We start from the raw sequence: 23,569 nt of genomic DNA on the forward strand, positions 1-23,569 counted from the left end.
TGTTTTTGGCAAGATCCTCATTGTACTGGCGTTTAAAAATTTCTAAGTCATTTTACATAATAAACAATGGTAAAATTATGTAAGGGAGTGATTACATGAGCTATTATTATCGAAATCACCGATATAAAAAGAAATCAAACAATAAAAACGTTCCAACCATTAGAGATTGCAATTGTATTGCTCAAAGCATGGGGAACTAATTGGATATACACAATCGTTTGAAAAAGTTATATATGAAAGCTTTAATAATGAAAAAAAGAAAATAGAATTAAAATGTTATAGGTGCTTAGAGGAACAAATATCTGAAGAGAAAAATGAAGTATCACGTAAGGTTATTGAAAAGTTCGGTACCAAGAGCACTTTAGATTTATCAAGCCGAGCTTATAAATATAATTGGGCATCTGGTATAAGCCTCATGTTTACTGTATTCGGCTCTATGATTATTTGGGTGAATTATAATATAGAAATGGCTTTGATAACTGCGAGTTTATTTGGATTATTGGCATTTATTCTCTGGAGACGATGTGATTATTTAGAAAAGAAATCAAACGAAATATCCAGCTTTACAAGACAACAATCAATACATATTCCTAATGCTCGTTCTATTGTTAAAGCTGAGTCAAATACTGTATCAAAATGGAGAATTGAACAAGCTAGAATTAAAAAGGAAAGAATGAATTATTCAATGGAAGAAGTCAATAAAATGACAGGCGAATAATTTGAGCATTTTGTCAAAAATCTGCTTCAAAAGAATGACTATGAAAATCCACAAATAACAAAAGCTTCTGGTGATGAAGGCGTAGATATAATAACATATAAAAACGGTAAGAAAATTGCTGTTCAATGTAAAAGATATAGCAACAAAATTACTAACAGTGCTATTCAAGATGTTTTTTCTGGAATGCACTTTTACAATTGTCATGAAGCTTATGTAATAACAAATTCTTACTTTACTGAAAATGCTATTACTTTAGCAAATAAACACAAAGTTAAATTAATTAATCGAAATGGCTTATTTGAACTAATGGAAAAGGCTGGCACGACAAAGCATGTCGTCATAAAACCCCATTCCGAATATCAAGCCGAATTTATGTTTGATAAATAATATATGTAATTGTATTGATTTGACACACCTAGCGTTGCCAGTTTTGTTCTTACAAGTTTGATTTGAGGAAGTCCTGCTTGCAGAAGAATTATCGTTTTTGGTATATAATGTGACGGGAACAATGATAAATCTTTGCTGTGGCATATGAAAAGCACCTCCAATAAATTGATATGTTGATCATACCAGGAGGTGCTGCTCAATTTATATGCTTTTTTTGAATACGTGCTTACAAAGAATAGAAGGAAAATCCATCTATTCTTCAACGCTATTAATCTTAACTTCCATTGGATTAATATCAATCTCTTTTAATCCCCTGATTATTAAATCTTTATGCCGCTCATTGATCCAACCAGCAGTAAACGTATTTGGACAATAAACAGTGATGATATCTTCTCTATATTTGAATAAACAGTGCTTAAACCAAGTCTCATAAGAAGGTTTGGACAAATTGGATTGTATATAGTTTAAGATATAATTGGTTATTTCTTCATCTTTTGATGTCATCGTTTCTTTTATATTTAGCCGTTTTTCCGCGGATACAGCATTCGATTTATTTGTCTTCACTTTTTTCTTTAATTCTTCCCCTTGCTCTAAAAAGTCATCATATACCGATTCAAAATCAATTTTAGAAGCTAGATTATCAGGGCTATAAACAGACATATAGTTTTCCATAAATTCATCATGGCGATATTTTAACTCATCTGGTAGTTCATCATATACCTCTTTAGGTAAGAAAGGAACCCTTTTTCGTATTTTAAATATAGGGGATTCTTCCATATTTTTTTTGTTTTCATCCCTTGACATACAATTAAAACGAAAAACGAATCCGTAAGATTCCAACAATGCGAGACGCTTCTTAACCGTATTAACCGATCCAAATCCACACTCCAGTTGAAGGGTAGATAGCGCTGGCCAGCAATAATCTTTATTAATACAATAACTCTTCAGTGTAATAAGCAATGCTAAACCATCAGCTTTAAGGAAAGGCTGCCAAAAATGAATTAGATAATTATGTATTAAAGTAAATTGACGATCTTCAAATTCTAAATTCTGGCCAAGTCCATCTAAACTAAAATTTTTCACCTTTTCTTCATTGAAAATAACTTTGTTAACAATAGAATCATGATAGAAAAATTCCTTAAATTCGCCATGTTTATCAAGAACCCATCTGGACTTTTCAATTTTAGCGTCTTCTTTGACTGGTCGATAATAGACTAGTGGATAAGGCTGCCCTTTCAAATTTAAAGGTCTTTGTGGATCTTTCAAAATATTATCCTCCGATTCTTTTCCACAACAACAAGAATCTGGCAGGTGATTTTTGCTTGATATTAAATTCCTAAGCTGATAAAATAGGAATTAAATTAATATGCAAAAAACCCCCGCCTTCTCTATTTCATTTAATCTTCAGCGGCCAAACTGAAACAGATTAAAAGAAATTGCCTGGTGGGTTTTTTTTATTTTCTTTGTTCTTAGAAAGATTATTGTTTCTACTAATTTTAGCAAAATTCGATTGAGTTTGCTATAAAAATAGAGAAGCTGGCCGTTATTGCAGACAAAAAACACCCCAAATCAAATTGCCTTTTATAATAAAAGGCAATTTGATTTGGGGTGTTCCCATTTCCGATGATATGAAATTATACCTATATTAAATCAAATATAGATGAATTTATCAAGACAAGGTATCCAGATAATTTATGGACTAATTGATTTTTTGTTCAATCGATTTTCCAATAATGGGTTTTACTTTGTAGGAGTACCCTCTCTGCATCTTCCCTATCCCCCTGATTTAAATTAGTAAAAATAAAGTGTAAGATAGTAATAAAAGACTAGTTCAGGGTGATTAGTGATGAATAAAAATAGTTGGTACCATCCGACCTTGAGTCCCTAAAGGAGCTTCGCTAGCCTCTGCCTTATGACTAGACCGAACGAAGGAATGTAGGCACACAGATGCCCAGAGACATGGGAGGGTACGTCATCATAAGCTACGCAGAGATCCATTGTGCATCGTATAATTCCCACTACTTACTGGATTTTTCCAGTAGCGACCGCGTAGCGTACCCATATGTTAGAAGAGTTTCACAAAATATAAAAATAATGTTAGGGACCGTGTCAAAAAATATTTTTTTGACACCCCACCAACGGGTCAAACCGTTGATAAATCAATATTTATAGAGGGAGGGAGGAGAAAAAGTGAATAAAGGTCACCTTAAACAAAATCTAATAAAAACGGTAAAAGAATTAAAAGAGAGAGAAATAATTGAACTCCATATGAGTGGGGCTCATCACGTTATTTATGATGTTGCCATTCATAAATCATTATTGGACATTAAAAGTTTTCAAACTTGCCTTAAAGTATTTTTAAACGAAGGAGATTTAGATAAAAACCTTGCAAAAAAAACCATTATTATGCGGTTTATGAAAATAGTAGATAATCTTATTAAAATTGACAATCCTAGTCGAAAGGTTAATGAATTATTATCGGAACTTGAGGCAGAACTATTAGTAAAAAAGGATTTCAAAATTTACATACCAATAAAGGGAATAGAACTAATTGGAATTGATTATCTAAATATTAACAGTGGTGCAAAAATTATTAAATTAGATGAAGAAAATGCATCAAAGTTTATTCCTGATAAGGAAATTAATGAGTTTTTTCCTTACTCTTTTGAATACACAATAAATATTCCAGATTTTTTAAAAGCAATAGAAATTGGGGTTGAAACTAGTAAAATAATTGTGCACTTTCTCCGATTTGTAGACTATTACATTTGGGATGATGAAACCCTTGGATTACGATTACCTGGATATGGTCCACTTATGGAAGAGCTTAGGGCTTTAGCAGTACCAGTGGTCTCAGATGGAATATTTAATTGCTATAATTGGCGTTTAAAAGAAGCTCATACAGAGACTCTTGAAGTCGATGAAATGTTTGTGGAAGATGCTAATGATGTTGGGATAAAAAAATTCGGAGAAATTGTTGATAAGTTTGTTCAAGGAAATTTAACAGATATTGAAAATCAAATTTTAAGAGCAATTATTTGGTTTGGTGAATCAAAGGTTGAACACGATATTGCTGCAAGATTTCTTAAACTAACCTTGGTATTAGAGTGTTTCTTAAATACAAGTAAATTTGAGCCTGTTACTGCAACTCTTAGTGATAGAATAGCATTTACCCTTGAATCTTCTGTTGAAGGGAGATTAAAAATTTCTGAACAAGTTCGTAATTTGTATGATGTTAGATCACAAATCGTTCATACGGGTTCATCAAATATTGAAACAGGTACATTAAAGGATTTAGAACATATCGTAGTTCGTTTAATTACCTTATTTTTAATTAATCCTAAATACTATTCATTGAAAACAAAAGATGAATTAAAAAATAAAATGGATAGGATAAAATTTTCATAAATTTTTTGTATTTAATGTATATTTGTCAATTAAAAAATGTTGTTTATGGAAATATGTTTTCAGTTTAGAAAATAAGGCTTTAATGCATAAATTCTTGTATATAAAGCCTTATTTTAATATAAGCCTTTTTTGAATTAAAGTCGCCATTAGCATTAAGTATGTTTCTTCACAAACTTTGTAGTAGTTATCATTTACCTTCAGTTTTCTTTCTCTTTAAATGTGGGAGGTATAACTAATCCGATAAAAATTAAAAAATTCCCAATAGAAGTTTTAAGCTTTTTTACATTCAAGAACAACATCTTTTAATTGCCAAATCAGAGCTGTAAGTAGTTGAATTGTTCTAATAACTCTTTTTAGTGGTCCCTGCGATTTAAGTCTTTTAGCTAAAAATGGAGGGGATACACAACCTATTGGTTTTTCCCCCAATCTTTTGGTTCGATTAACTCTAAATAAATATCAAAGCAAGGCTCGCAATAGATGGAGCCCTCCCATTCTACATGTGATTCATTTTTTATAACTTTTTTATGGCAAGTATGGCATATCGTTAAACGGTGGATCGTTGATGTTGTTTTAGTTTCCATTATCTTCACCTCATTTTCCCTTATATTTTGCGGCCTCTCCATGTTATTCTCGAATAGAATCATAATGAATATCCTTTATCTTTTAACGCCTTCTGAACAACCTTCTCAAACCAATGACTCATGGTTATCCCCTCTAGTTCGGAAATCTGTTTAACTGTATCTAGTATTTTTATCGGCAATTCGAGCTAGTTTTTCGATAATCGCTTCGAACTACCAAAAAATGTTCTTTAACGGTTAATATTCCTTCTTGTACATATGGAATCAGGTCCTTAAGTGAAACCATAGTACGTTGAAAAAATGGCTTTTCTCCTTCTTTTACTGAAACATAAACAGCTTCCCTTTGCTCACGGATCCCAATATTTTCAATGCCCCATACCACGTACAAATAATCTATAAACGGATACAAAATATCTACATTTTTGGGTATTTGGAGATGAGCATACCCCCTATTTTCTATAGAGTCTTGATGGATGGGGTACATGGGTGTTAAGCCGTATTTATGTATCCCATCCTCATAAGGAACCCATTTTTGGCTGAGCGGTAGGAAAAATCCCCAATTCTGCTTTTTGTCTTTTGCAACCCTGGCAAAATCAACAATGTTCGTGCGAAACCATTGAAACAAAGCGATATCATGTGCAACATGATAGTATTCGCTTTTCCGAACCCTTGTCAAAAGGGATGGATGAAGAGTTTCCATCGTATCTTGGAAAGACTCTTCTGTGATGATATAGGTTATTCTTTCATCCCCATATGGAATTTCCTCTGCTTTAATGGTCCCATCCTGGATATATTTATAGATACTTTGGACTGAAATTCCTAGATGTTTGGACACTTCTTTCGGACGCATGCCTGCAGGATTATGTTCTCGTTCGGCTGCCAAGCGGTCAACCCCTGCTTTTTCATACCGCGCTTCTCGATGAAGACGATAGAAATCAGCAATCTTTTTGATTTTTCCTTGTTTGGCATAATGATAGACAGTGGACTTCGAGATGTTTAACAAATCCGCTACTTCCTTCTGTGTATACCAATCACTCATGAGACCACCCTCACTTATGTACGAATATAATTTGTGATACACTTTTTTCATATATGAATAAAGGCGGAGAAGAAGAATGGAACCAATATATGAAATCATAAAAATAAAGCAAGAAGTGCGTGAAATATCCAACGAGTTAAAAACCAAACTGATTTCTCCAGAAGATGCTGCGAGAGTCGCTTTTCATTTTATAGGTGATGATGACCGTGAAGTGTTCTTCGTGATGTGTTTAAACAGTGCTCACCAATTGGTTGCTGTTCATCGATGCCATGTAGGGTCCATCAGTGATCTCATCGTAACTCCTAGAGAAGTATTCAAGGCCTGTATTCTGAATAATGCAGCTGCGTTGATTGTTGCGCATAATCATCCATCCACAAGTTTGCTCCCATCCGAGAACGATCTAACCCTAACTGCAAGTTTAAAAAAGGCCGGAGATATCATGTGCATTCAGCTGCTAGACCATCTAATCGTCAATGCATTAGGCAAGTTTGTCAGCTTCAAAGAAAAAGGTTATTTATAAAACACTTTATCAATGTTGTATTTAGCCCGATATTTATTAATAATATAAGTATCATAGATTTCTCTTTCACATCTGTCTTCGACATAGAAAACTGATATTCTATAGACCTCTTCTCTGTGATGCTTGATGGCAGAAATATTGTTGTAGAAATTACTTCTTATCCTCTGGCGTAGCCATTCCGCCTGGCCAACATAGAGCAATTCATCTTTTTCATTAAAAAACATATTAAATACTTGGCACGATTCCTTGGAATTCTCCGGTAATCCGTAAAACCATACACATTGCTTAAGTCAGGCTCTTTAAAAGGGCTGTTTCTTTTTGTTTGAATATTTCAATATCTGGTGATGGAATGTCAATATAAATTATTTTTATCACCATCAAAAATGTGTAGTTTTGGAGATTTGTTAATTTCATAACCTTTGTAAAACACCCCTTAACTAGCTATATGTTGGATTGCCCTAAGCCCATTTTTCACTGCCCCACTTGCACCAAAGCCTTGGTGAAAAACGACTTGTTTTTGATTTTCTTTACATAACTCTTTAACAACATCCACTGTTATATGACCGCAAGCTCCTAAAAGAACGACAACACAGTCCGCTTTTTTGATAAGAGGACGGAATTCCTTTTTAGAAGCTCCATTTCTACTTTTTCCGCCATGAAACATAATTTCACAACCAAGTTTATTTCCTATATTTTTGTAAGTATGTTCCTGGCTGCCACCGATTATAGCAATTTTTGTTTTTCTCATTTTGTTCACCTCAGAATATGACATTTTTATTAATTTATATGATATAATATTATATTATGAAATGCAAACTAATATTTCTTTTCTTATGTAAACCATCCCTGTAATAAACCTAAGGAGGTGGCTTCAGATATTGTGTCAGTTGATGTTCTTTTAATAATTATTTGGTGTGTTTTTTGTATTTCCTGACTAGTTAAATTTAGTTGTAAAGCAGTTTCAGGGATTGAAACCCCCTTTGCATATAATAAAAATACCTTCCATTGAGTGTTAGATAGTTTGGGTCGTGTTATTGCATCTTTGGGATATGAGAACAAATTATTTTTAAGTGTTCGAGATATAACTGGATCTATAAATAGTCCTCCTTCTTTAACGATCCGAATCCCATTTCGTAATGTATCAAGTGAGGCGTCGCTGCCAACAATTCCTCTTACCCCCTGGTAAATTAGTGCTAACGATTGGTATTGATCAATTGCATTAATAATACAGAATACTGGTTTTGTATCCAAACGACACTCATTTAAAAACTCCATTAAAGGCAAATTTATTTCGGGCTGAATACAAATGACCATATCGCTGTATGATAACTTACCAGTTTTTATGTTGTTACTTTCGTGAATACGTGTGGTTGGAAAGGCAAGTTCAAATAATTCTCGCCATAACTTCCTTCTTTCTTGCGTTCCACCAACCAATAAAAAGTTCATTAAAAAGTTCCTCTCTTCTAAAAGAAAAACACCCCATTTTTAGAACATATTAGTATTTAATATGTTCTAAAAATGGGGTGCTCCCTTTAAGACTCTATTTTCTATCAATTTTATCAAATAACAACTAAATTTATAAGAGTTGTTTATTATATTTTATCAAGTTAAATAATTGGAAAAATAATTGGTATAACAATTGAAAAGATCATCATTAATATTGAAACACTTAATAAATTTTTAGACCAGCGATGGAATTCTGGGTGCTCAATTAATCGATAACCAAATCTAAATAATAAGCTAACAAAAATGCTAGTTATTCCTAGAAAAATAGCAGCATTACTAAGCGCACTAATTAGATCATGTAATAAGATATCAATGTCTTTTGATGATTTAATTGATAACAGTAATATTGGCAATCCACGAAGTACTAGCATGACCACGAATGAAATAAACATGGTTCCTTGTGCATATTTTTGCCATTGACCGTTTCGAAAAAGAATTGACAGGATCATGACCAGGGTCCCAATCACAAATAAGGCTGTAATTATAATAACACCCCAATTATATAATGATCTTAAAAGAGATTCTAAACTTCCTACTATCCCACCAAACAAGGAGTCTGATGATGTTGGGGTAATAAGCTCGTCCCCTTTTTTATCGGGCATAAAGGGAAGAGGTTTTGCCGATGCCTGACTAGGTAAAACAATTACACCAAACATAATGAACATAATTAATAGTTTATAGGAAAATAAACGAAACATTATTTTCGCCCCAACTCTCATTGGTTTATTAAAGAGAATTGAATAGTTTCAACTTTATTGTCCCAATAAAGTTCACCTTCAACACATGGAATTTCTACATCATACTTGTATTCAAGCTTAGCCTCAGCATAGATATGTGAAGCAATGTTGTACCATTGTCCCTTTGCTCTTGGTGCAATTAGTGGATCTTCTGCAGCTTCAAATAAATCATCAGATGTAATGGTCATCTCTGCTTCAACCACAGAAATATTGAATTGAATGCCTCTAAAATATACAGAATGTATATATTCTGCAAACGGTAACATAACTCGAAAGGGATCTTTAAATGTTTCATGCATGTTTAATCCCTTACGGCAATCCATTTTTAATTTCAATGAAATTAAAGAAAATGAGAAGCGGCCATGTGAATCAACAGATACATTTACTACAAAATTAGAACGGACTTTTTGTATTAGAGGCATAATAATTTTTGTTTCTAGCTGTTTTAATTGATTTTCTACCATCTCTTCATAGCTACTCGTTAACTTCATTGATTTAGAGCCTTTAAATCGAACAAGTAGTAACCGCTTGTTTTTACGATATTCTAGCTCCAATTCCTTAAACCAAATTCCCTTTGTTCTTACTTCACGAATTAAATTAGATAAATCAGATACATTTAATTCAACAACTAAATTTGACATTTGCTTATTCACAATTCTTCCCCCTTTAGATCCCCTTCCAATCTAGTCTTTTTTTTATGACCCAACTTCGAAGTTATGGACCCTCTGGCTAAAAGAAACGAATTTTTTATTTATATACGTCACGATTCTATTAACCTAAAAACTATTATCCCTATTGATGTGTCCTTAATATTTAGAAAAAGTAATTTATCAAGAGTAAAAAGTTATATTCTAAACCAATAAATTCCCAAATATGTATCTATATTCCTATCCTCTTAATAAATAATAAGTCCTATTCACGAATTTTTCAACAATATCCGTCAAATTGTGCTATCTTTTCGAAAAATAAAAATAATTTTTACAAAGGACCCACTTAACTCTTTGGTTAAGTGGGCTGGTATTTAATTCTGTTTGTACCTATGCGGTATACACGTTTTCCTCTTCGTTTTCTTCCAACCAAATTTCGTCTGGAATAAGGAAATCTGTAGAACGCTTTTGTAAGACATCTATATCTAGTGTAGTTATCCGATTATCACTTTTTCGTTCAACCAGGACTGATAAAATATCACCCTTGGAAAAACTTCCAAAATTACTTCCATCAACCCATGTTCGAGCAGAACCATCTGATATATGCAAATATCCCTGCTCTTCACCAACGACTTCTACAACCCAAAGTTGTTCACCAAGTTCAAAATCGTTAATACGTGAAGAGGCAGAAGCTGATAATTTCTTTGTTATTTTTACAGGTGCCGTTTCTTCTTTCCATACATCCATTCTAATTAATTCATCGCTTCCGTCATACGCGGGGGAAAGATCCGGCAATATACAATCAATGACCTCTAAAGATGAAGAAATTTCTTCAAAAAATTTCAATTGATTTTCATCCACCATGGATTTCTCATACTCCGCTACCTTATTAACTGGTAATTCCACAATCATTGTTTTCATGCCCCAGAGAGGAATATCGTTTTCCTCCTCTGCAGAAATTGAGACTGTAAATACAGACATTTGGTGTTTACATACCATAAATGTATCTAATAAGGAAAACAGAATAAGAAATACATGAATCTGAACTTGTTCTAAAATATAAACCACTATTTGTTCCTCCTGAATTTTTATTACTTTTCCTCAAATGAATAAAACAGCTTAACCATATAAATCAAAGGCCAGTTGATTTTCTGATATATGTTTTCTAGTTCTTTTTGGCTTATTTTTTTGCATGCTAATAATATTCACTTCATGTTTTAATAGGAGCGTCTCTTTTTGACCAACTTTGCTCTCATTTGACCTTTTTAACTGAGGTTTGGATAGGTGATATAAAATTGCCCCATCAGCCACAAAGGCTCGATCAAAACCAAATGCTTCAACTATATCTATTTCTAAAACATCATTTTTTACGGTAAACCCTGGAATAAGCTCAGACTTAATATTGTCAATGAATTGTTCTTTGGAATTAAGTATTGCTTGCTTGGTGGTTTCCCCTTTGATTTCGTTTTCTACCCAGTTTATAAACTGTTCTAGTAACATCCGTTTTTTCGTTTTCTTTTTACCAATATTAGCCAACAATTCACGTGCTCTGTCGGATGTTTGATTAATCCAATCTTCCGCAGAACCCTTCAAAATATCTCCACCTTGTTTCACACTTTGTATAAGCATGGACTGAAGGTCTCCTTCATCGCCTAACATAGCTGAAAGTCCATCACTTGAGACCTCACCATTAATGGCAGCTGTTGCTCTATTTTTTAAAGCAATTAATTCAGCCATTTTTTGTTGAAAGGATTCTGCATAGGCAAGATAAAATAACCTACATTCTTGAGTTTGTCCGATGCGCCAAGCTCTTCTTGCACTCTGATTAACGGTAAAGAGTGACCAAGAAAATTGATAATGACGATAGGTAAGGTTTTGAAGTTATCTCTACCTTTTCCCCCGTCCCACACCGTACGTGAGCCTTTCGACTCATACGGCGTTCCATCGAGTCACCAATGTACTACTGTTTTCCACACACAAATTTAAAGTTGATTTGATTTATCCCTTATATTTGTTCTTGATAGGTTAGAAGTTCATTTATGGATAATAGGCTCAATATCTTGCGTAGCTTGTTGACCTTATTAATCTGTTCGTCATTTAACTTGTATTTAGCTAAATATTTACGAGCAATTTGTTGGTCAGTTGCATGTAACAGTTTGTGGATACCTTTATCAATGATAATTAAATTATCGTATGAATCGTTATGTTCCTTCTTTCGTGGATTGATATGGTGGCAATGAACGTTTTCCATTTCGAGTTCGATACCCGTTATAGCACATTTACCACTTTGAGCCACAAATTTAGAAATGCGATTGTCGGCATACTCCACTGTTACACGTTTGTTGAACGCGGGATGGTTTCTTAACCATTCCAGTTTCCACGCAGGTACAATACCTAATTCCCTATGAATTCTTTCCCTTCCCTCAACGGTGTATTTATTTATAGAAGACTTTATATTCATAGGATTCTTATGGTTTGCGTATGCAATAGGAATTAAGGGGTAATTCATATGATATCTAATCATCTTAGAACTCATATAATCCAATATCCCTTTGTTTTTCCCTTTATACTCACCTTTCTTTGATAACCCTTTTAATCGGTTTTTCATAACTTGCTGTATGCTAAGACCAACTCTTGATAGGTCCATGGCTACCCTTGAAGCAATACGATAGTAGTTATGAATACCGTTTACCATACTGTTGTACTTATTCATTTCAATACGTGTCTGATGACTACGAGGGCTATGCTGAATCACTATAATTTGTTCTTTGAGTTGTTCTTGAATTCTTTTAATTGCTTTGGGAGCAATATGAGATTCAACCACATATTTCGTTTCACCTTTAGCAGTTTTCCCTTTCTGTGTCATTTTCATGGTAAAGCCTAGAAATTCGCTATGGTGTCGTTTCAGATTAGTGACGCCTGATTTCTCAGTTGAAATTGGCAATTTTAATCTTTCTTCTAACCAATTTTTGCAGGCATGAAAGGTTTTTACTGCCTCCATTCGTGTTCTGCAAAATATTTTGAAGTCATCTGCATATCTAACTAAATAAATTTCTTTTAGTTTAGTAGATTTGCGGAGTTTGACATTTTCATTTTTGCGATTTCTTCTACCATCTTTGCGGTATTGCGGCTTAATTTCAGAAAGGTTTCGTTCCTCCCACTGATTAGCTATCCACCAATCAAATTCATTTAGGTTTATATTCGCAAGCAGTGGCGATAAGATACCACCTTGTGGAGTCCCTTTACTTGGTATAATTATTTCTCCATTTAATAACTTGATAGGTGCTTTCAAGATCTTTCTTAATATGACGAGTAATTGTTTATCACGAATACCTAATGTCCATATTTGACGCATAAGTTTATTGTGATTAACTTCGTCGAAGAAACCTTGAATATCAACATCAACAACGTATTGCATACCCGCGCTATTAATTCTATGTGTCGCATCAGCAAACGCATTTTCGGCTGACCTATTTGGTCTGAAACCGTAACTATGTTTGTTGAATTTTGCTTCACATATTGGTTCTAGCACTTGTAGAATGCATTGCTGTGTGATTCTATCCCAAATGGAAGGGATACCTAGTGGCCGAATTTTCCCATTTGGCTTAGGAATGTCCACACGTTTTACTACTCTTGGTGTATAATGGTTGAATTTTTTTTGAACAATCTCAATGAAAGTTTCAAGTTCAAGTTCTTCTATTTCTTTTATGGTTTTGCCATCTACTCCAGGAGTAGGGCTTCCATTATTCCGCTTGATGTTACGATAGGCAAGAACGATATTATCCCTTGAAACTATAGTCTCCATGAGGTTTTTAAATCGTTTTCCTTCCTTGCTCTGCTGATACAAGTTATCGAATGTTTCTTGCATTTCATAGTATTCAGCATGTCGTAACTTTTGGTTTTTGGGATATTTCTTTTCCGCTTTAAATCTCATGGTTTATCACTCACCTTTCTGGTTTCGTGACCTTTTAAGTCTTACGAGAATCCATTGGGTGTGTGGTGTCCGTATTGGTGATTAGGCTCGACTTGAGGCTATTCCTCCAGCTTCATTACAAAGCCTTCACTGGTCATGCCTCTACTCTCACTACGATTAAACAAGGTTATGAATTTCCTTGTAATGCTTCATAGAACACGATTTCTCCACATTCGTAGCTTTCACCGTTCCTCTATTCCTATCAATACCTAAACTTAGGTGCTTGCTTTAGCCCTGTGTCCTTGAAATAGCCTGTAACTATTTATGGGGTTTCATAATCTACAGTTTTACTAACCCACAGACACCATGCCTTTATTGCATGAACGACATTTCTATCGTTTCCACTCTCTAGAGCCGTACATTCGCAAGTTCGTCAGTATTTCTACATTCTCACCATATTTAGTTTTTAACGACCTCCGGCATATCATAAACAGATTCCACCGCTGGAACCATTTCGTATTAGTAAAGCTAACTTACGGTCTACCTCTGCCGACTTTAACGAGCTTCGTACAGTTCTTATTTCGTGTTAATCCCTGCACGTCGTAGCTTTAAGGAGAGCGCTTCAAGGCGTTACCCTGTCATTTCACTCTTCGGAATAGAAGTTCTCCCTCCATTAATTTCATTGAGGTGCATTACCTTTTCAGTAATGAACGATTCGCACGTAAATCAAAGTCGGTGTACAGAGCAAATCAAGCCCAACTTTTACCAATTCTTGAGAAACAATACAAACATCATAATTCTCCGATTCTATTTTCTTTCTTAACCATTCACTTCTTGAATTTGTGGAGGTAGTACTTGTATCTAGAATACAAACAGTCGCTCCAATTTCTTCAAGCTTCTTTTTTAAGCGCGGTCGAATATCTCTTTCTGCTACTGATGAACCAGTATCCCGAACATAAACAATAGATTTACGACCTTCTGCCATCTCACCTTGAATAATTTCTTGTAACTTTTTTTCTTTAGGCAGGGTGCAATTTTCATCAAGATGAGTAGCTTTCCATACCAAAGATCTCGTTCCATCGATATTTTTCATTGTTGCATCGGGAAAAGAGAATGGGTTGTCTGCGTAAGCTATTCCATAATCAGTCATCGGTAGATAAAGCTTATGGCCGTCATCCCATTCATGAATGGCATGCTCAAAAGCAGAAATCATTCCTTGATAATGGGAGCGTAATTGTTCTGTCATAGGTACGAAGATGGTTGGGGTATCGACCAATTCAACTGGGTCTGGCCATACATCTTTTAATCGCACATTGATAACATTGTGGACCATATACCGTCCGTAGATGAATGGCGAAATCCCTGGAAGAACCTTTTTGGTCGTTCGTCGATTTCCACCTCTCGAATTAGTGTTTGAATACTCTCCAGAGCTGTCCTTTTGCTCGTAAGTGGTTTCCTCTACATTTCCGTATTCTTCATTAAAACGGGTGACTTCCTCGTATTTATAACCGCTTGCGGCCATATCATGAGGGAATAGTCTCCAGAGGAGATAATAAATATCCTCACTTTTTCCTCCAAATAATGTTCCGGTACCAGCAACAACCTTCTTTGAAACCTTTGCAAGACTTCCAAGTGAATTCCCTTGTGCTGTCATTCCACCCTTAAGTTCATGTACTTCATCACAAATGGTTATGTCAAAAAAGCTTTTCATTTTTCTTCGGATATACTCGATGGCAGCAACCCTTTTCGGCATTCCAACAACCTTTGGAATATCGGGTTGAGACCTTTGTATGTGCTTAACAAGAGATGGATTATTTTGATACATCGCGTGTTGTAATTTTTTTTCAAATCTTGCCCATTCGTTAAAACCTTTATAACGAGTTGGTACCTTTTTCGTCCATAGTGCCCCACCACAGTGAAAACAAAATGCATTGGCAGGCTTAACACTATTAGTTAAACGACGAGCTTCTCCAAATTCATCCGGGGTCATATTATGAATCACAGGAACATCAAATTCATTTCCGTGTTCATCAATTTCCGTATGAATAGACTCAATTGTTTGGTGCGGTTTCCCACAATCTGGACAATAGTAACCCAAACGATAAGCTGGATCTTCATCCGAAATACGCTGCTTTGAGGTTTTCTTTATTTCAAAATCCACTGCTGGAATAGTGCGCGCATCACCCCTCATTGTTGTAAAAGAAATTACAAAAAATGTTGGGACTTGTGATTTAGGTTTTCCTTGTCTCACCCACTCAGAATGGTACTTAATTAGGTGTTCAGTCTTCGTAATGACGTGTATTTTTGCATTAGGCAATAGTTCTCTAATTTCTTCTGGCCATTTCTTTGTCAAAGACGAAGGACACATCAAACATACGTGATATCCCTTTTTCCCTTTCGTCGCATGATAACCGTCAGCAATTGCTGTCATGATAGCTGATTTTCCGGTGCTCATTTCACCCTGTATAATCACAGCCTTTTGTTTACGTAATCGTTTTGCAACAGCTGTAGCAACGTGTGATTGAACAGGGAATAACTCCCTTGGGTAGTTGTTAAAATGCTTTAAAGATTCATCAACTAATGGATTATGATCAGGCTCTACAGTTTTAGCCAATTTTTCCACCATGGCTTCATTGTAGTTAAGCAGATAGGAAGTAAGATCTTCAGTTTTAGCCACTTCCTCTCCGGTTCCGCTCCTTGGGAAGGTGATTTTCCCCTCTCTTAAGAGGCGTTCAATAAACAAATCAGCCTGTTCTTCTGTTAGGTTAATTGAATAAAGGAATAACCCCTTTGGGAAGAGGTCTCGGTCGTAATACAACTCATGCTCTTCCAAATAATCATTACGAATTAACTCGCTTAATACTATTTCCTCCCACTCTGGTAAAATATGAAGCCCGTAATTTGATCCACCAAGTAATTGGGCGATATCATGAGCCGGGTTTCCATCGAATGAAGGTACGTACCTTCTATTGTTCAAAACATCCTCATGGACAATCGCTATTGCCTTTCTATTCCGATTTAACGTCATGGGAAACTTCTCATATTTCCCTTTTTCAGCGAATAGAGACTTCTCGGTTTGAAAACGATAACCGGTCAATTCCTTAATCCCGTATCCAAACTTCAAACCTCCATGAGAACCAACATCGATTGCACCTTTAAGTGATTGCAATGCAGAATCACTACCGCTTACAATGGTGAATAATAATTTGTCCTCATAACGTCCGCTGTCCTCAAAAGCCATTGCATAGCAAAATACTTCGTGCCAAGCTTGCTTAAGATATACCTGAAACATTTTCGGGTGATCTTCTGACTCTTTTAAATAGTTCATCTAATTCCTCTCCTTCTAAAAATAAAAAAGCAACCCTGTAATTGATTGACTACCAGTTTTGTAGTATCTCAATCATTTGGATTGCTTCTTCCTCTGTTGATGTATAGCCGAGTGATTGAGCTACACATACTTTTATTAGTTTTTCTCCTTGAATCTCGGGGTGTTCACCTAATTGAATAATTCCCCAATCTTCTACATTATGCGGATAGGACGGCAGCTTGTTCATCTTCACTGTTCATCCCCTCTGAGTCATTTGAACTCATCTCAACTCTCTCAAAGTCCTGTATAAGTGCATTGGCTGTCTTTTGAATAATCTCTCCATATTTCATAAGAGACTCCCCACCATCTTTAGACCATCCCTTCACATATTCGAATGAATACTCGGAGGTATCTAATCCAAAGTAACTACAACAAATAAAGGCAACACCCTCAGTAACACATTCTCTTTCCTCTGCTGTAGTGCCTTTAATGTTCCGATGGACACGACTGTGTACTAGCTCATGAACACCTGTTTTTGCCCGATGATTAATGGATAAATCACAATCTACTACAATTTCATGATCTGTAAGACTGTAATAGCCATTGGCACCGGAAATTTTCTTTAAAGTCACAGGACAATCATCTTCTTTAGCTAAAATCTTCACCCATTCAAAGATTTGAATAGCTTCTTCTGATGACCCATCAAGTGTTAAATTGATCCGGTCAATAGGAAGGGGCTCCCCTTCTGTTTGGGTCACGTCAAATACTGGTACTCCGAGAAATCCAATTAGTTTCAACTCATCTTCTCCGCTTAATTCATCAACTTCTTTTTTAAATCGGGGAGCTAAAATTCTAATAGCTTTTTCTCCCTTAATGACATTACGGCCCAATTCCTTCCATCGTTTGAAGGAAGCAATAAAGCAGGCATTTGGTAATTGAAGCTTGGCCAACATTATATTTCTAAACGAATAATGTGGCATGAGAGCCTGCATTTTCATAATGGCCATGTATTTCTCAGGACTGTATTCAAAGTTTTTAACTCCTTCCTCGAGTGATTGAAGCAATTGCTCCACCTGCTCTTTTTTCTCCTCAGCTGTTCGGCGCTTATTCGCTTTTTTAGCCATGTTTAACACCCTTTCCCAAGTTTGTTACTCATCATCTTTCTGATGAACGCAAAAAAGCCTTTGGGCAGCTTGTTGTTAAGTAGTAGTAACTACAACATCCAAACGCCCAAAGGCTTATATTTAGTCGTCACCGCAGACACTACAATGTGTCGCTAAAAAAAAGAAAGAAGAAAAGTATGATATTATTATAACGGAAAATTTATGAAAAGACTACTAAACCCCCATGGGTTCCATCGATCTGTTAAATTGATAACCTGGAACAGCTTTAAATGTCATCCCCTTCTCTTGAAATCCATATTGAATGCATGTTTCGAGGATGAATACTGCATCTGTTAAACTTATACAATAGCCTAATGTCCGTACTTGAGATGTTTTATGATTAATGACAATTACCTCAATCTTACCATCACAATGCAAGAAACCAAATTCATATTGGAGTAATTCATCCGCTATACAATACGTTACTAGTTGATTATTATTCATACTTTTCTTTCTCCCTTCAAACAAAATAAAAAAGCTCTTTTAGTTCCGCACGAATAAACGTGTGGCTCCAAAAGAGCTTTTGTTAACAAACCCGCAGACACTAAATAGTATCGCAATAACAAAGATATTATAACAACAACGCCTATCAAGAACAATGAAAAAAACTAAAATAAACTTAATTGTCCAGGTATGGAGGTAATCTTTACCTCTTTAATCGATACTAAAGGTGCAATCTCTCCATTTTCCAATGACACTGATCTATCTTTTAAATCAATACTTTTGATTGTCCTTATTCTCCTATTAAATTTAATTGTATCCCCAATTTGAAATGAATACTTTACTGTCCTTTCAATTGTTCTCCACGCAACTGCGTAAAGATTCCATTCATTCACGTCAGGTGTTTTCAGTTTGGCTATTAGCGATAAAACCGATCTCTTATCTTGTTCTGCCAAAGAGGTTATATGTGTTATAACTTTATCGGCAGCATCCTTATCAATTTCAGCAAAATAACTATCCTTGATATTCTTTATAATGTCAGGCAGGATCTCTTTAATCATTTCCATATACTCCTTTTTAAAAAATAAAAGGAGCAAACTTTTAATGTCTGCTCCCGCTCCCATAAATTAAAAGGATTCGTAAATGGCTTCCATTTCCGATTCATCACGAACATATGAGTTAAATACAACCTGCAAAGCAAGCTCTTCCTCGTGCCCTCTTTTAATTAAGTCTTTTACAGCAAATCTCAATAAAGCATCCTGTTCTAGAAAACGTTTCATTTTCTTTTGACAATATTCCAATTGATTTTCCTCCCCGTTTTAAATGATAATTTCTCTACACCAGCTTTTTCACTTTTGTGGGTGTAATGATTTTAACCGACACGTCTCTTTTGGTTCTCTTCTTTGTAACTACTGAATGCTCTGTCTTTTCCTCTGTAAGAATGTGAGAGACAATCTCCATTCCTTGGACCGCATGGAGTGTATCACCTTCACCAATTAATCCGTTTACAGCACCAGAAGCCAATAATAAGGCCATTTGACCTTGGGCAATATTGATAATTGGATCTCCGCCTACAACCAATTGTTTAGGTTTTGTTCTTTCCTTAAATGCCTGAAACCCTTTATTGGAGCGGATTAAGTCCACAAATTCTTTTTTATTCTCTATCCTTGAGTAAAAGGTAGGCACTTCTGTTATTCCACCAGGTACCTCCCATACTTTATGGCCAACTAATCGGTTTATTGGGGTTACATTCTGAAGAATATGTTCCTCATTATCCATTAAATTAAGAAACTCAAATAGCTTAGCATTTAACTCCTTATGGGTAGAAGATTTTTTCCTTCCAATAAAGATACACTGACGATACTCATCATAATCCTCATCCGAGAATCTAATTATTGCGATGTCCTCAAAATGAGTTGCTAAGAATCTTGAGATTTTAGTATCAGCATATCGATATGAAGGAATGATATAAACCATTACCCCATTTGGTGCAAGATATTTGGTATTCCGAACAAGTTCGGTATACTCTTTCCTTTCGGATTTATCATCTCCAATCCCCAGCATGGTATGATCGTATGGTGGATTCAAGAAGAGCAATCCAAATACATCGTGAGAAATGACCATACTTTCGATAGGAGCTTGAATAACATGATCTAACAGCTCATTGGCTTTTTCTGCACGCCCTTTATCCAATTCCACTCCGTAGCTGCGGATCTCAATATCTTCATGACCTGTTGTGAGTTGTTTTAAAATGAGTCCTTCACCACAAGTTGGATCGAATGCTGCAGTACTCTCTGAAAAGGAAAGAAGGGATTTTATATACTCTCCTTGTCTATCTGGAGTACGGAAGTAACCGGCCTTGATCTTGTTTCCAATTTGACTCACTTAAACTCACCTCTCTCACGAAGGTCAATGGCAATTAAGTTTTGTCCATTTGCCAAACGAACGTGTACTAAATGGTGAGTTAGCCACTGTTTTTGTTTATCTGTTAAAGAAGTCATCTCTCCATGGTTATCAAAACTTGTTAAAAAAACTGGACCGAATATAGGTTGATGAAAACGTGGATGATCGTCCCATATCAACATTAAGTTAAGTTCCAGTTTAGTGAGTGCTGCTTCTTCATTTACCCATAAATGAATATTATGGGGTAAGGATAATCTTTCGACATAGCCACCAACAAGACTTTGCATATCATCTAATGACGATATTGATTCTGCAGTCCATTGATGCCGATTAACTTTTTTCATTAAAGCATTAACCTTTGTTGCAATCATCTTACTATTTCTCCTCATAACCGAACCTGCCAAAAGGGTCAGGATTTACCGGGATCATTACTAGCACAAAAAGAGTATCCTTTTTGGATACTCTTTTTTGTAAAATATGATATAACTCACCCTAACACTTGTTAAAAAGGCCATTCCTCACCAGGTAACTCTACATTACTACTATGAGCAAATGGATCATTACTATAATCAAAACCTTGGTTTCTCATATTAGAATGATCCTGTTGAGGCCTGTTATTATTTTGTGTTCTGGAACTATTACCTTGCTGGGCCAAAGGATTTTGAACATGTCCCTGAGTTTCCTTCTTTGGTTCAAGGAACTGTACGCTGTCAGCAACAATTTCAGTAACAAACACCCTTTTTCCATCTGCATTTTCATAACTTCGTGATTGCAAACGCCCATCAACACCGACCAGGCTACCCTTACGAAGGTAATTAGCTACATTTTCAGCAGATTTCCTCCAAGCCTGACAATGAATATAATCTGCCTCCCGCTCCCCTTGTTGGTTAGTAAAGGTACGATTAACTGCTAAGGTAAAAGTAGTAACCGCAACGCCACTCGGGGTGCATTTTAGTTCAGGATCTTTAGTAAGTCTTCCGACCAAAATTGTTCGATTTATCATATTATTTACCTCCTTGGTTTTAAAACTAATCCTCTAAATCAAAAAAGTAACCGAGTGCTCGATGAATAATTGACTTTTTTGATTTCTTTGCAAGGGCTGATCCAAGATTCCAATTCTTATCTCCGACCATTCTCCACATAATGCGTTCATCTTGAAATGAACTCATCATACAATGAATAAGTTCCTTCGCCTCTGTTCTGGCCTCTTCTTTTGAATCAGCTTTAAGGCTATAAAACCGTCTCTTTCCATCAGGTGTTCGCATTTCCAATCGGAAATATCTACAATTTGCATCCCCTCCAAACACCTCATGATTAATCTGGTCAATCTTTGCTTCTGCATAGTTAATAACAGGCATTAATCGAACCATTTTCAACACCCTTTCTCAAAGTTTTTACTTATTTTCCAGATCTCTGAAAATGCAAAAAAGCCTTTGAGGTTGCTTGTTAGACACAGATAATTCCATGTATCACAAACAGCCCCAAAGGCTTAACGTTGTATAAACCGCACACAAAATAGTGGCAAAAAGACAAAATGAAAAATAAGTTAATCATATTATAACATGATAGAAATTGAATAGGAAGGGAAATAATACCACTAAATTATTATTCAATTGAAAATCATACTAATATAATTTTGAATCCTTCCCCCTTCCTCTTTAGTTCTCAAACTCAGTGGAAAAATGGAAAAGTGACTGTGGGATAAAGTAACAAAGGGAGGGATTTACATGGAAAGGGAAGGGTGTAATACATAATTGAAATGAGTTCAATAAAATAAATTTAAAAATAAAAAACATTGCGACTCCGGTTGATATACTTTAATTTTATTATTGCGATAAAAGGGATTGCTACTATTATAGAAATCCTATAATTTAGCAATCCCGTTTTATATTTAACTTTACCTATTCCCTCTTATTTTTCATCAGGATTAACCTTCAATGTCAGAGGGTAAATCGAACATGATTGTCCACAAGGACAAATGATATTTATTTCTGTATCCTCATGAAAGAGGAACTCACCACATATTTTTTTACAAATATGACAAACCGCTACTTTGTTCCCTTTATCTACTGCGGATAATTTGCGCGGAATATAATCAAATTTTTTCCACCCAGCTGCAGCCAAAAGCTCGACTGAACGAATATTCAACGTCTAAGCCAGTGTATATAATATTGGAACAGACGGATTTGTTCTTAAGCCACTCTCAATACGTGTAATCTCGGCTGCACTTAGTCCAGCTTTTAAGGCGATTTTGTTTGTACTGCAAGGACGTTTCCTTAATTTCAGCTATCAACTCTTTTTCAGTTTGACCTCCAAAAATATAATCATGTAAGCTAACCTGCATCTTGCCTGCCTTATTTAATGTAGGACGTACATAAAAGGTTTTTGGAAGCAGGTATTCTCTAAGTGTTTCGTAAATTTCATTTTCTTTTATTGCTTTTGGCTCTAATCGAATGAGCGAGAATATAAAATCATGCCTCACATAGCAAAGAAGTTCCTCGATTAAACCAGAGTGATCGGTTTCATATACCTTTTTAGGGACGAATTTAGCTACCATATTAAGATCTTTAAATTCATGCCTTTTTCCTTCCCACTCTATTAACATCTCCCTTAAACAAACCTTAGCTTGCTTTAAAAAGACTTCGGTTTGCTTCATTTTCCTATAGTCCCCAGACTCAATGAAACTAATAAATTCTGAAGCTGACAAAGCTGCCTGTTTTTGATTGGTCATGAGGCATACCCCTCTTGTTCATAAATTTGTTCAAAAGAAAAGAGATTGAAATTTTGTGGTTGGAAGACTTTAACCACATTCTCAATCTCTTTTGCAAAACTCGCAATTTGCGACATCTGAAATTTACGATTTCTTATTTGTAAATTAATTTCTCCATTTGGAAATATGACAATTCTTACACCTTTGAAGGTGTAAATTCCATACATGCCTCCTCGGGTAAATCCCGCTTTTTCCGATTTAGAAATAAGAAACTCCTGTTTTTCACCAGTACTCATTTTAAATTCAATCCCACATATTGAGGGGGAGAAATACCCAAGGAATCGATCAAACAAGTATTGATAAGATTCTGGAGTTCCATTGAAATAAATCCTATACCCTTGGGTTTCTCTACCTCTGTAGGAAAATGGCTCTATAATAAAATGAGTTAACCCATTATCCCATATCAATTTTTTACTTCTGTCTACGGTAAATTGAAGGGGGCGCAGAAATGCAAGGAGATCCTCTTGTTCTTCCTTTAGAAAACATGTAATTTTGTACATGTTTATTTCACCTCATATTCTATAAATTTACCG

Annotated in this window: 26 protein-coding genes and 2 pseudogenes; 4 read left to right on the forward strand and 24 right to left on the reverse strand. The window is 35.3% G+C overall.

All coding sequences use genetic code 11. The annotated features are described in order from the left end of the window. Positions 1 to 172 precede the first annotated feature (172 nt). Positions 173 to 718, forward strand: a complete 546-nt coding sequence (locus AC1Q59_RS15465; protein ID WP_492366749.1) for a hypothetical protein — start codon at positions 173 to 175, stop codon at positions 716 to 718. 12 nt (positions 719 to 730) lie between these two features. After that, positions 731 to 1,105 (forward strand): annotated as a pseudogene (locus AC1Q59_RS15470) (restriction endonuclease); the annotation flags it as partial. 252 nt (positions 1,106 to 1,357) lie between these two features. Here the strand turns inward: AC1Q59_RS15470 and AC1Q59_RS15475 are convergent. Next, a complete protein-coding gene (locus tag AC1Q59_RS15475; protein ID WP_492366750.1) occupies positions 1,358 to 2,371 on the reverse strand; it encodes a DnaA N-terminal domain-containing protein in 1,014 nt (337 codons plus the stop codon). A 924-nt stretch (positions 2,372 to 3,295) separates the two neighbouring features. Here AC1Q59_RS15475 and AC1Q59_RS15480 point away from each other — a divergent pair. After that, complete coding sequence (locus AC1Q59_RS15480) at positions 3,296 to 4,513, forward strand: hypothetical protein (protein ID WP_492366751.1); 1,218 nt, start codon at positions 3,296 to 3,298, stop codon at positions 4,511 to 4,513. 407 nt (positions 4,514 to 4,920) lie between these two features. On the opposite strand, the gene AC1Q59_RS15485 is transcribed toward AC1Q59_RS15480, so the two are convergent. Together AC1Q59_RS15485 and AC1Q59_RS15490 are read right to left on the reverse strand one after the other, a co-directional pair. Next, the gene (locus AC1Q59_RS15485) at positions 4,921 to 5,094 is read right to left on the reverse strand and encodes a hypothetical protein (RefSeq protein WP_492366752.1); all 174 of its coding nucleotides are present in this window, start codon (positions 5,092 to 5,094) and stop codon (positions 4,921 to 4,923) included. 169 nt (positions 5,095 to 5,263) lie between these two features. Further along, the gene (locus tag AC1Q59_RS15490; protein ID WP_492366753.1) at positions 5,264 to 6,130 is read right to left on the reverse strand and encodes a helix-turn-helix domain-containing protein; all 867 of its coding nucleotides are present in this window, start codon (positions 6,128 to 6,130) and stop codon (positions 5,264 to 5,266) included. Positions 6,131 to 6,206: 76 nt separating this feature from the next. Between AC1Q59_RS15490 and AC1Q59_RS15495 the strand changes: the two genes are divergently transcribed. Next, positions 6,207 to 6,650: a JAB domain-containing protein gene (locus AC1Q59_RS15495; protein WP_492366754.1), complete on the forward strand. Its 444-nt coding sequence runs from the start codon at positions 6,207 to 6,209 to the stop codon at positions 6,648 to 6,650. Here AC1Q59_RS15495 and AC1Q59_RS15500 read toward each other — a convergent pair. From AC1Q59_RS15500 to AC1Q59_RS15600, 21 genes and pseudogenes are all read right to left on the reverse strand, one after another. After that, positions 6,641 to 7,022: pseudogene (locus AC1Q59_RS15500) on the reverse strand (GIY-YIG nuclease family protein). The gene AC1Q59_RS15495 and the pseudogene AC1Q59_RS15500 sit on opposite strands and share 10 nt — an antisense overlap. A gap of 61 nt (positions 7,023 to 7,083) precedes the next feature. Further along, the gene (locus tag AC1Q59_RS15505) at positions 7,084 to 7,398 is read right to left on the reverse strand and encodes a DUF2325 domain-containing protein (protein ID WP_492366755.1); all 315 of its coding nucleotides are present in this window, start codon (positions 7,396 to 7,398) and stop codon (positions 7,084 to 7,086) included. Between the two features lie 83 nt (positions 7,399 to 7,481). Further along, on the reverse strand, positions 7,482 to 8,096 hold the full coding sequence (locus AC1Q59_RS15510; RefSeq protein WP_492366756.1) for a hypothetical protein: 615 nt from the start codon (positions 8,094 to 8,096) through the stop codon (positions 7,482 to 7,484). Between the two features lie 161 nt (positions 8,097 to 8,257). Beyond that, the gene (locus AC1Q59_RS15515; RefSeq protein ID WP_492366757.1) at positions 8,258 to 8,854 is read right to left on the reverse strand and encodes a hypothetical protein; all 597 of its coding nucleotides are present in this window, start codon (positions 8,852 to 8,854) and stop codon (positions 8,258 to 8,260) included. Between the two features lie 17 nt (positions 8,855 to 8,871). Next, positions 8,872 to 9,546: a hypothetical protein gene (locus tag AC1Q59_RS15520; protein WP_492366758.1), complete on the reverse strand. Its 675-nt coding sequence runs from the start codon at positions 9,544 to 9,546 to the stop codon at positions 8,872 to 8,874. A gap of 384 nt (positions 9,547 to 9,930) precedes the next feature. After that, on the reverse strand, positions 9,931 to 10,608 hold the full coding sequence (locus tag AC1Q59_RS15525) for a hypothetical protein (RefSeq protein WP_492366759.1): 678 nt from the start codon (positions 10,606 to 10,608) through the stop codon (positions 9,931 to 9,933). A 51-nt stretch (positions 10,609 to 10,659) separates the two neighbouring features. Continuing rightward, on the reverse strand, positions 10,660 to 11,277 hold the full coding sequence (locus tag AC1Q59_RS15530; RefSeq protein WP_492366760.1) for a hypothetical protein: 618 nt from the start codon (positions 11,275 to 11,277) through the stop codon (positions 10,660 to 10,662). Between the two features lie 268 nt (positions 11,278 to 11,545). Continuing rightward, a complete protein-coding gene (gene ltrA / locus AC1Q59_RS15535) occupies positions 11,546 to 13,474 on the reverse strand; it encodes a group II intron reverse transcriptase/maturase (RefSeq protein WP_492366761.1) in 1,929 nt (642 codons plus the stop codon). A gap of 679 nt (positions 13,475 to 14,153) precedes the next feature. Beyond that, a complete protein-coding gene (locus tag AC1Q59_RS15540) occupies positions 14,154 to 16,781 on the reverse strand; it encodes a helicase (protein WP_492366762.1) in 2,628 nt (875 codons plus the stop codon). Between the two features lie 49 nt (positions 16,782 to 16,830). After that, on the reverse strand, positions 16,831 to 17,013 hold the full coding sequence (locus tag AC1Q59_RS15545; protein WP_492366763.1) for a hypothetical protein: 183 nt from the start codon (positions 17,011 to 17,013) through the stop codon (positions 16,831 to 16,833). Beyond that, the gene (locus tag AC1Q59_RS15550; protein WP_492366764.1) at positions 16,979 to 17,884 is read right to left on the reverse strand and encodes an ArdC-like ssDNA-binding domain-containing protein; all 906 of its coding nucleotides are present in this window, start codon (positions 17,882 to 17,884) and stop codon (positions 16,979 to 16,981) included. The genes AC1Q59_RS15545 and AC1Q59_RS15550 overlap by 35 nt, the downstream gene beginning before the upstream one ends. A 213-nt stretch (positions 17,885 to 18,097) precedes the next feature. After that, a complete protein-coding gene (locus tag AC1Q59_RS15555) occupies positions 18,098 to 18,391 on the reverse strand; it encodes a hypothetical protein (protein ID WP_492366765.1) in 294 nt (97 codons plus the stop codon). Between the two features lie 140 nt (positions 18,392 to 18,531). Continuing rightward, entirely contained in the window at positions 18,532 to 18,924 is a 393-nt protein-coding gene (locus AC1Q59_RS15560) for a hypothetical protein (RefSeq protein WP_492366766.1), read from the reverse strand. 66 nt (positions 18,925 to 18,990) lie between these two features. Beyond that, entirely contained in the window at positions 18,991 to 19,164 is a 174-nt protein-coding gene (locus tag AC1Q59_RS15565) for a hypothetical protein (protein WP_492366767.1), read from the reverse strand. Between the two features lie 34 nt (positions 19,165 to 19,198). Then, positions 19,199 to 20,248 carry a DUF6094 domain-containing protein gene (locus AC1Q59_RS15570; RefSeq protein WP_492366768.1) on the reverse strand — a complete coding sequence of 350 codons (1,050 nt, stop codon included), beginning with the start codon at positions 20,246 to 20,248 and terminating at the stop codon, positions 19,199 to 19,201. Beyond that, positions 20,245 to 20,637 (reverse strand): DUF3846 domain-containing protein, encoded by a 393-nt coding sequence (locus AC1Q59_RS15575; RefSeq protein WP_492366769.1) that lies wholly within the window; start codon positions 20,635 to 20,637, stop codon positions 20,245 to 20,247. Before AC1Q59_RS15575 ends, AC1Q59_RS15570 begins: the two co-directional genes overlap by 4 nt. 131 nt (positions 20,638 to 20,768) lie before the next feature. Next, entirely contained in the window at positions 20,769 to 21,269 is a 501-nt protein-coding gene (gene ssb / locus AC1Q59_RS15580) for a single-stranded DNA-binding protein (protein ID WP_492366770.1), read from the reverse strand. A 25-nt stretch (positions 21,270 to 21,294) separates the two neighbouring features. Beyond that, positions 21,295 to 21,636: a DUF6018 family natural product bioysynthesis protein gene (locus tag AC1Q59_RS15585; protein WP_492366771.1), complete on the reverse strand. Its 342-nt coding sequence runs from the start codon at positions 21,634 to 21,636 to the stop codon at positions 21,295 to 21,297. Positions 21,637 to 22,417: 781 nt separating this feature from the next. Further along, positions 22,418 to 22,516: a helix-turn-helix domain-containing protein gene (locus AC1Q59_RS15590; protein WP_492366882.1), complete on the reverse strand. Its 99-nt coding sequence runs from the start codon at positions 22,514 to 22,516 to the stop codon at positions 22,418 to 22,420. Then, entirely contained in the window at positions 22,470 to 22,997 is a 528-nt protein-coding gene (locus AC1Q59_RS15595) for a hypothetical protein (RefSeq protein ID WP_492366772.1), read from the reverse strand. The genes AC1Q59_RS15590 and AC1Q59_RS15595 overlap by 47 nt, the downstream gene beginning before the upstream one ends. Then, positions 22,994 to 23,536: a hypothetical protein gene (locus AC1Q59_RS15600; protein ID WP_492366773.1), complete on the reverse strand. Its 543-nt coding sequence runs from the start codon at positions 23,534 to 23,536 to the stop codon at positions 22,994 to 22,996. Before AC1Q59_RS15600 ends, AC1Q59_RS15595 begins: the two co-directional genes overlap by 4 nt. Positions 23,537 to 23,569: the final 33 nt, after the last annotated feature.

Source organism: Cytobacillus sp. MT66, assembly GCF_058792595.1.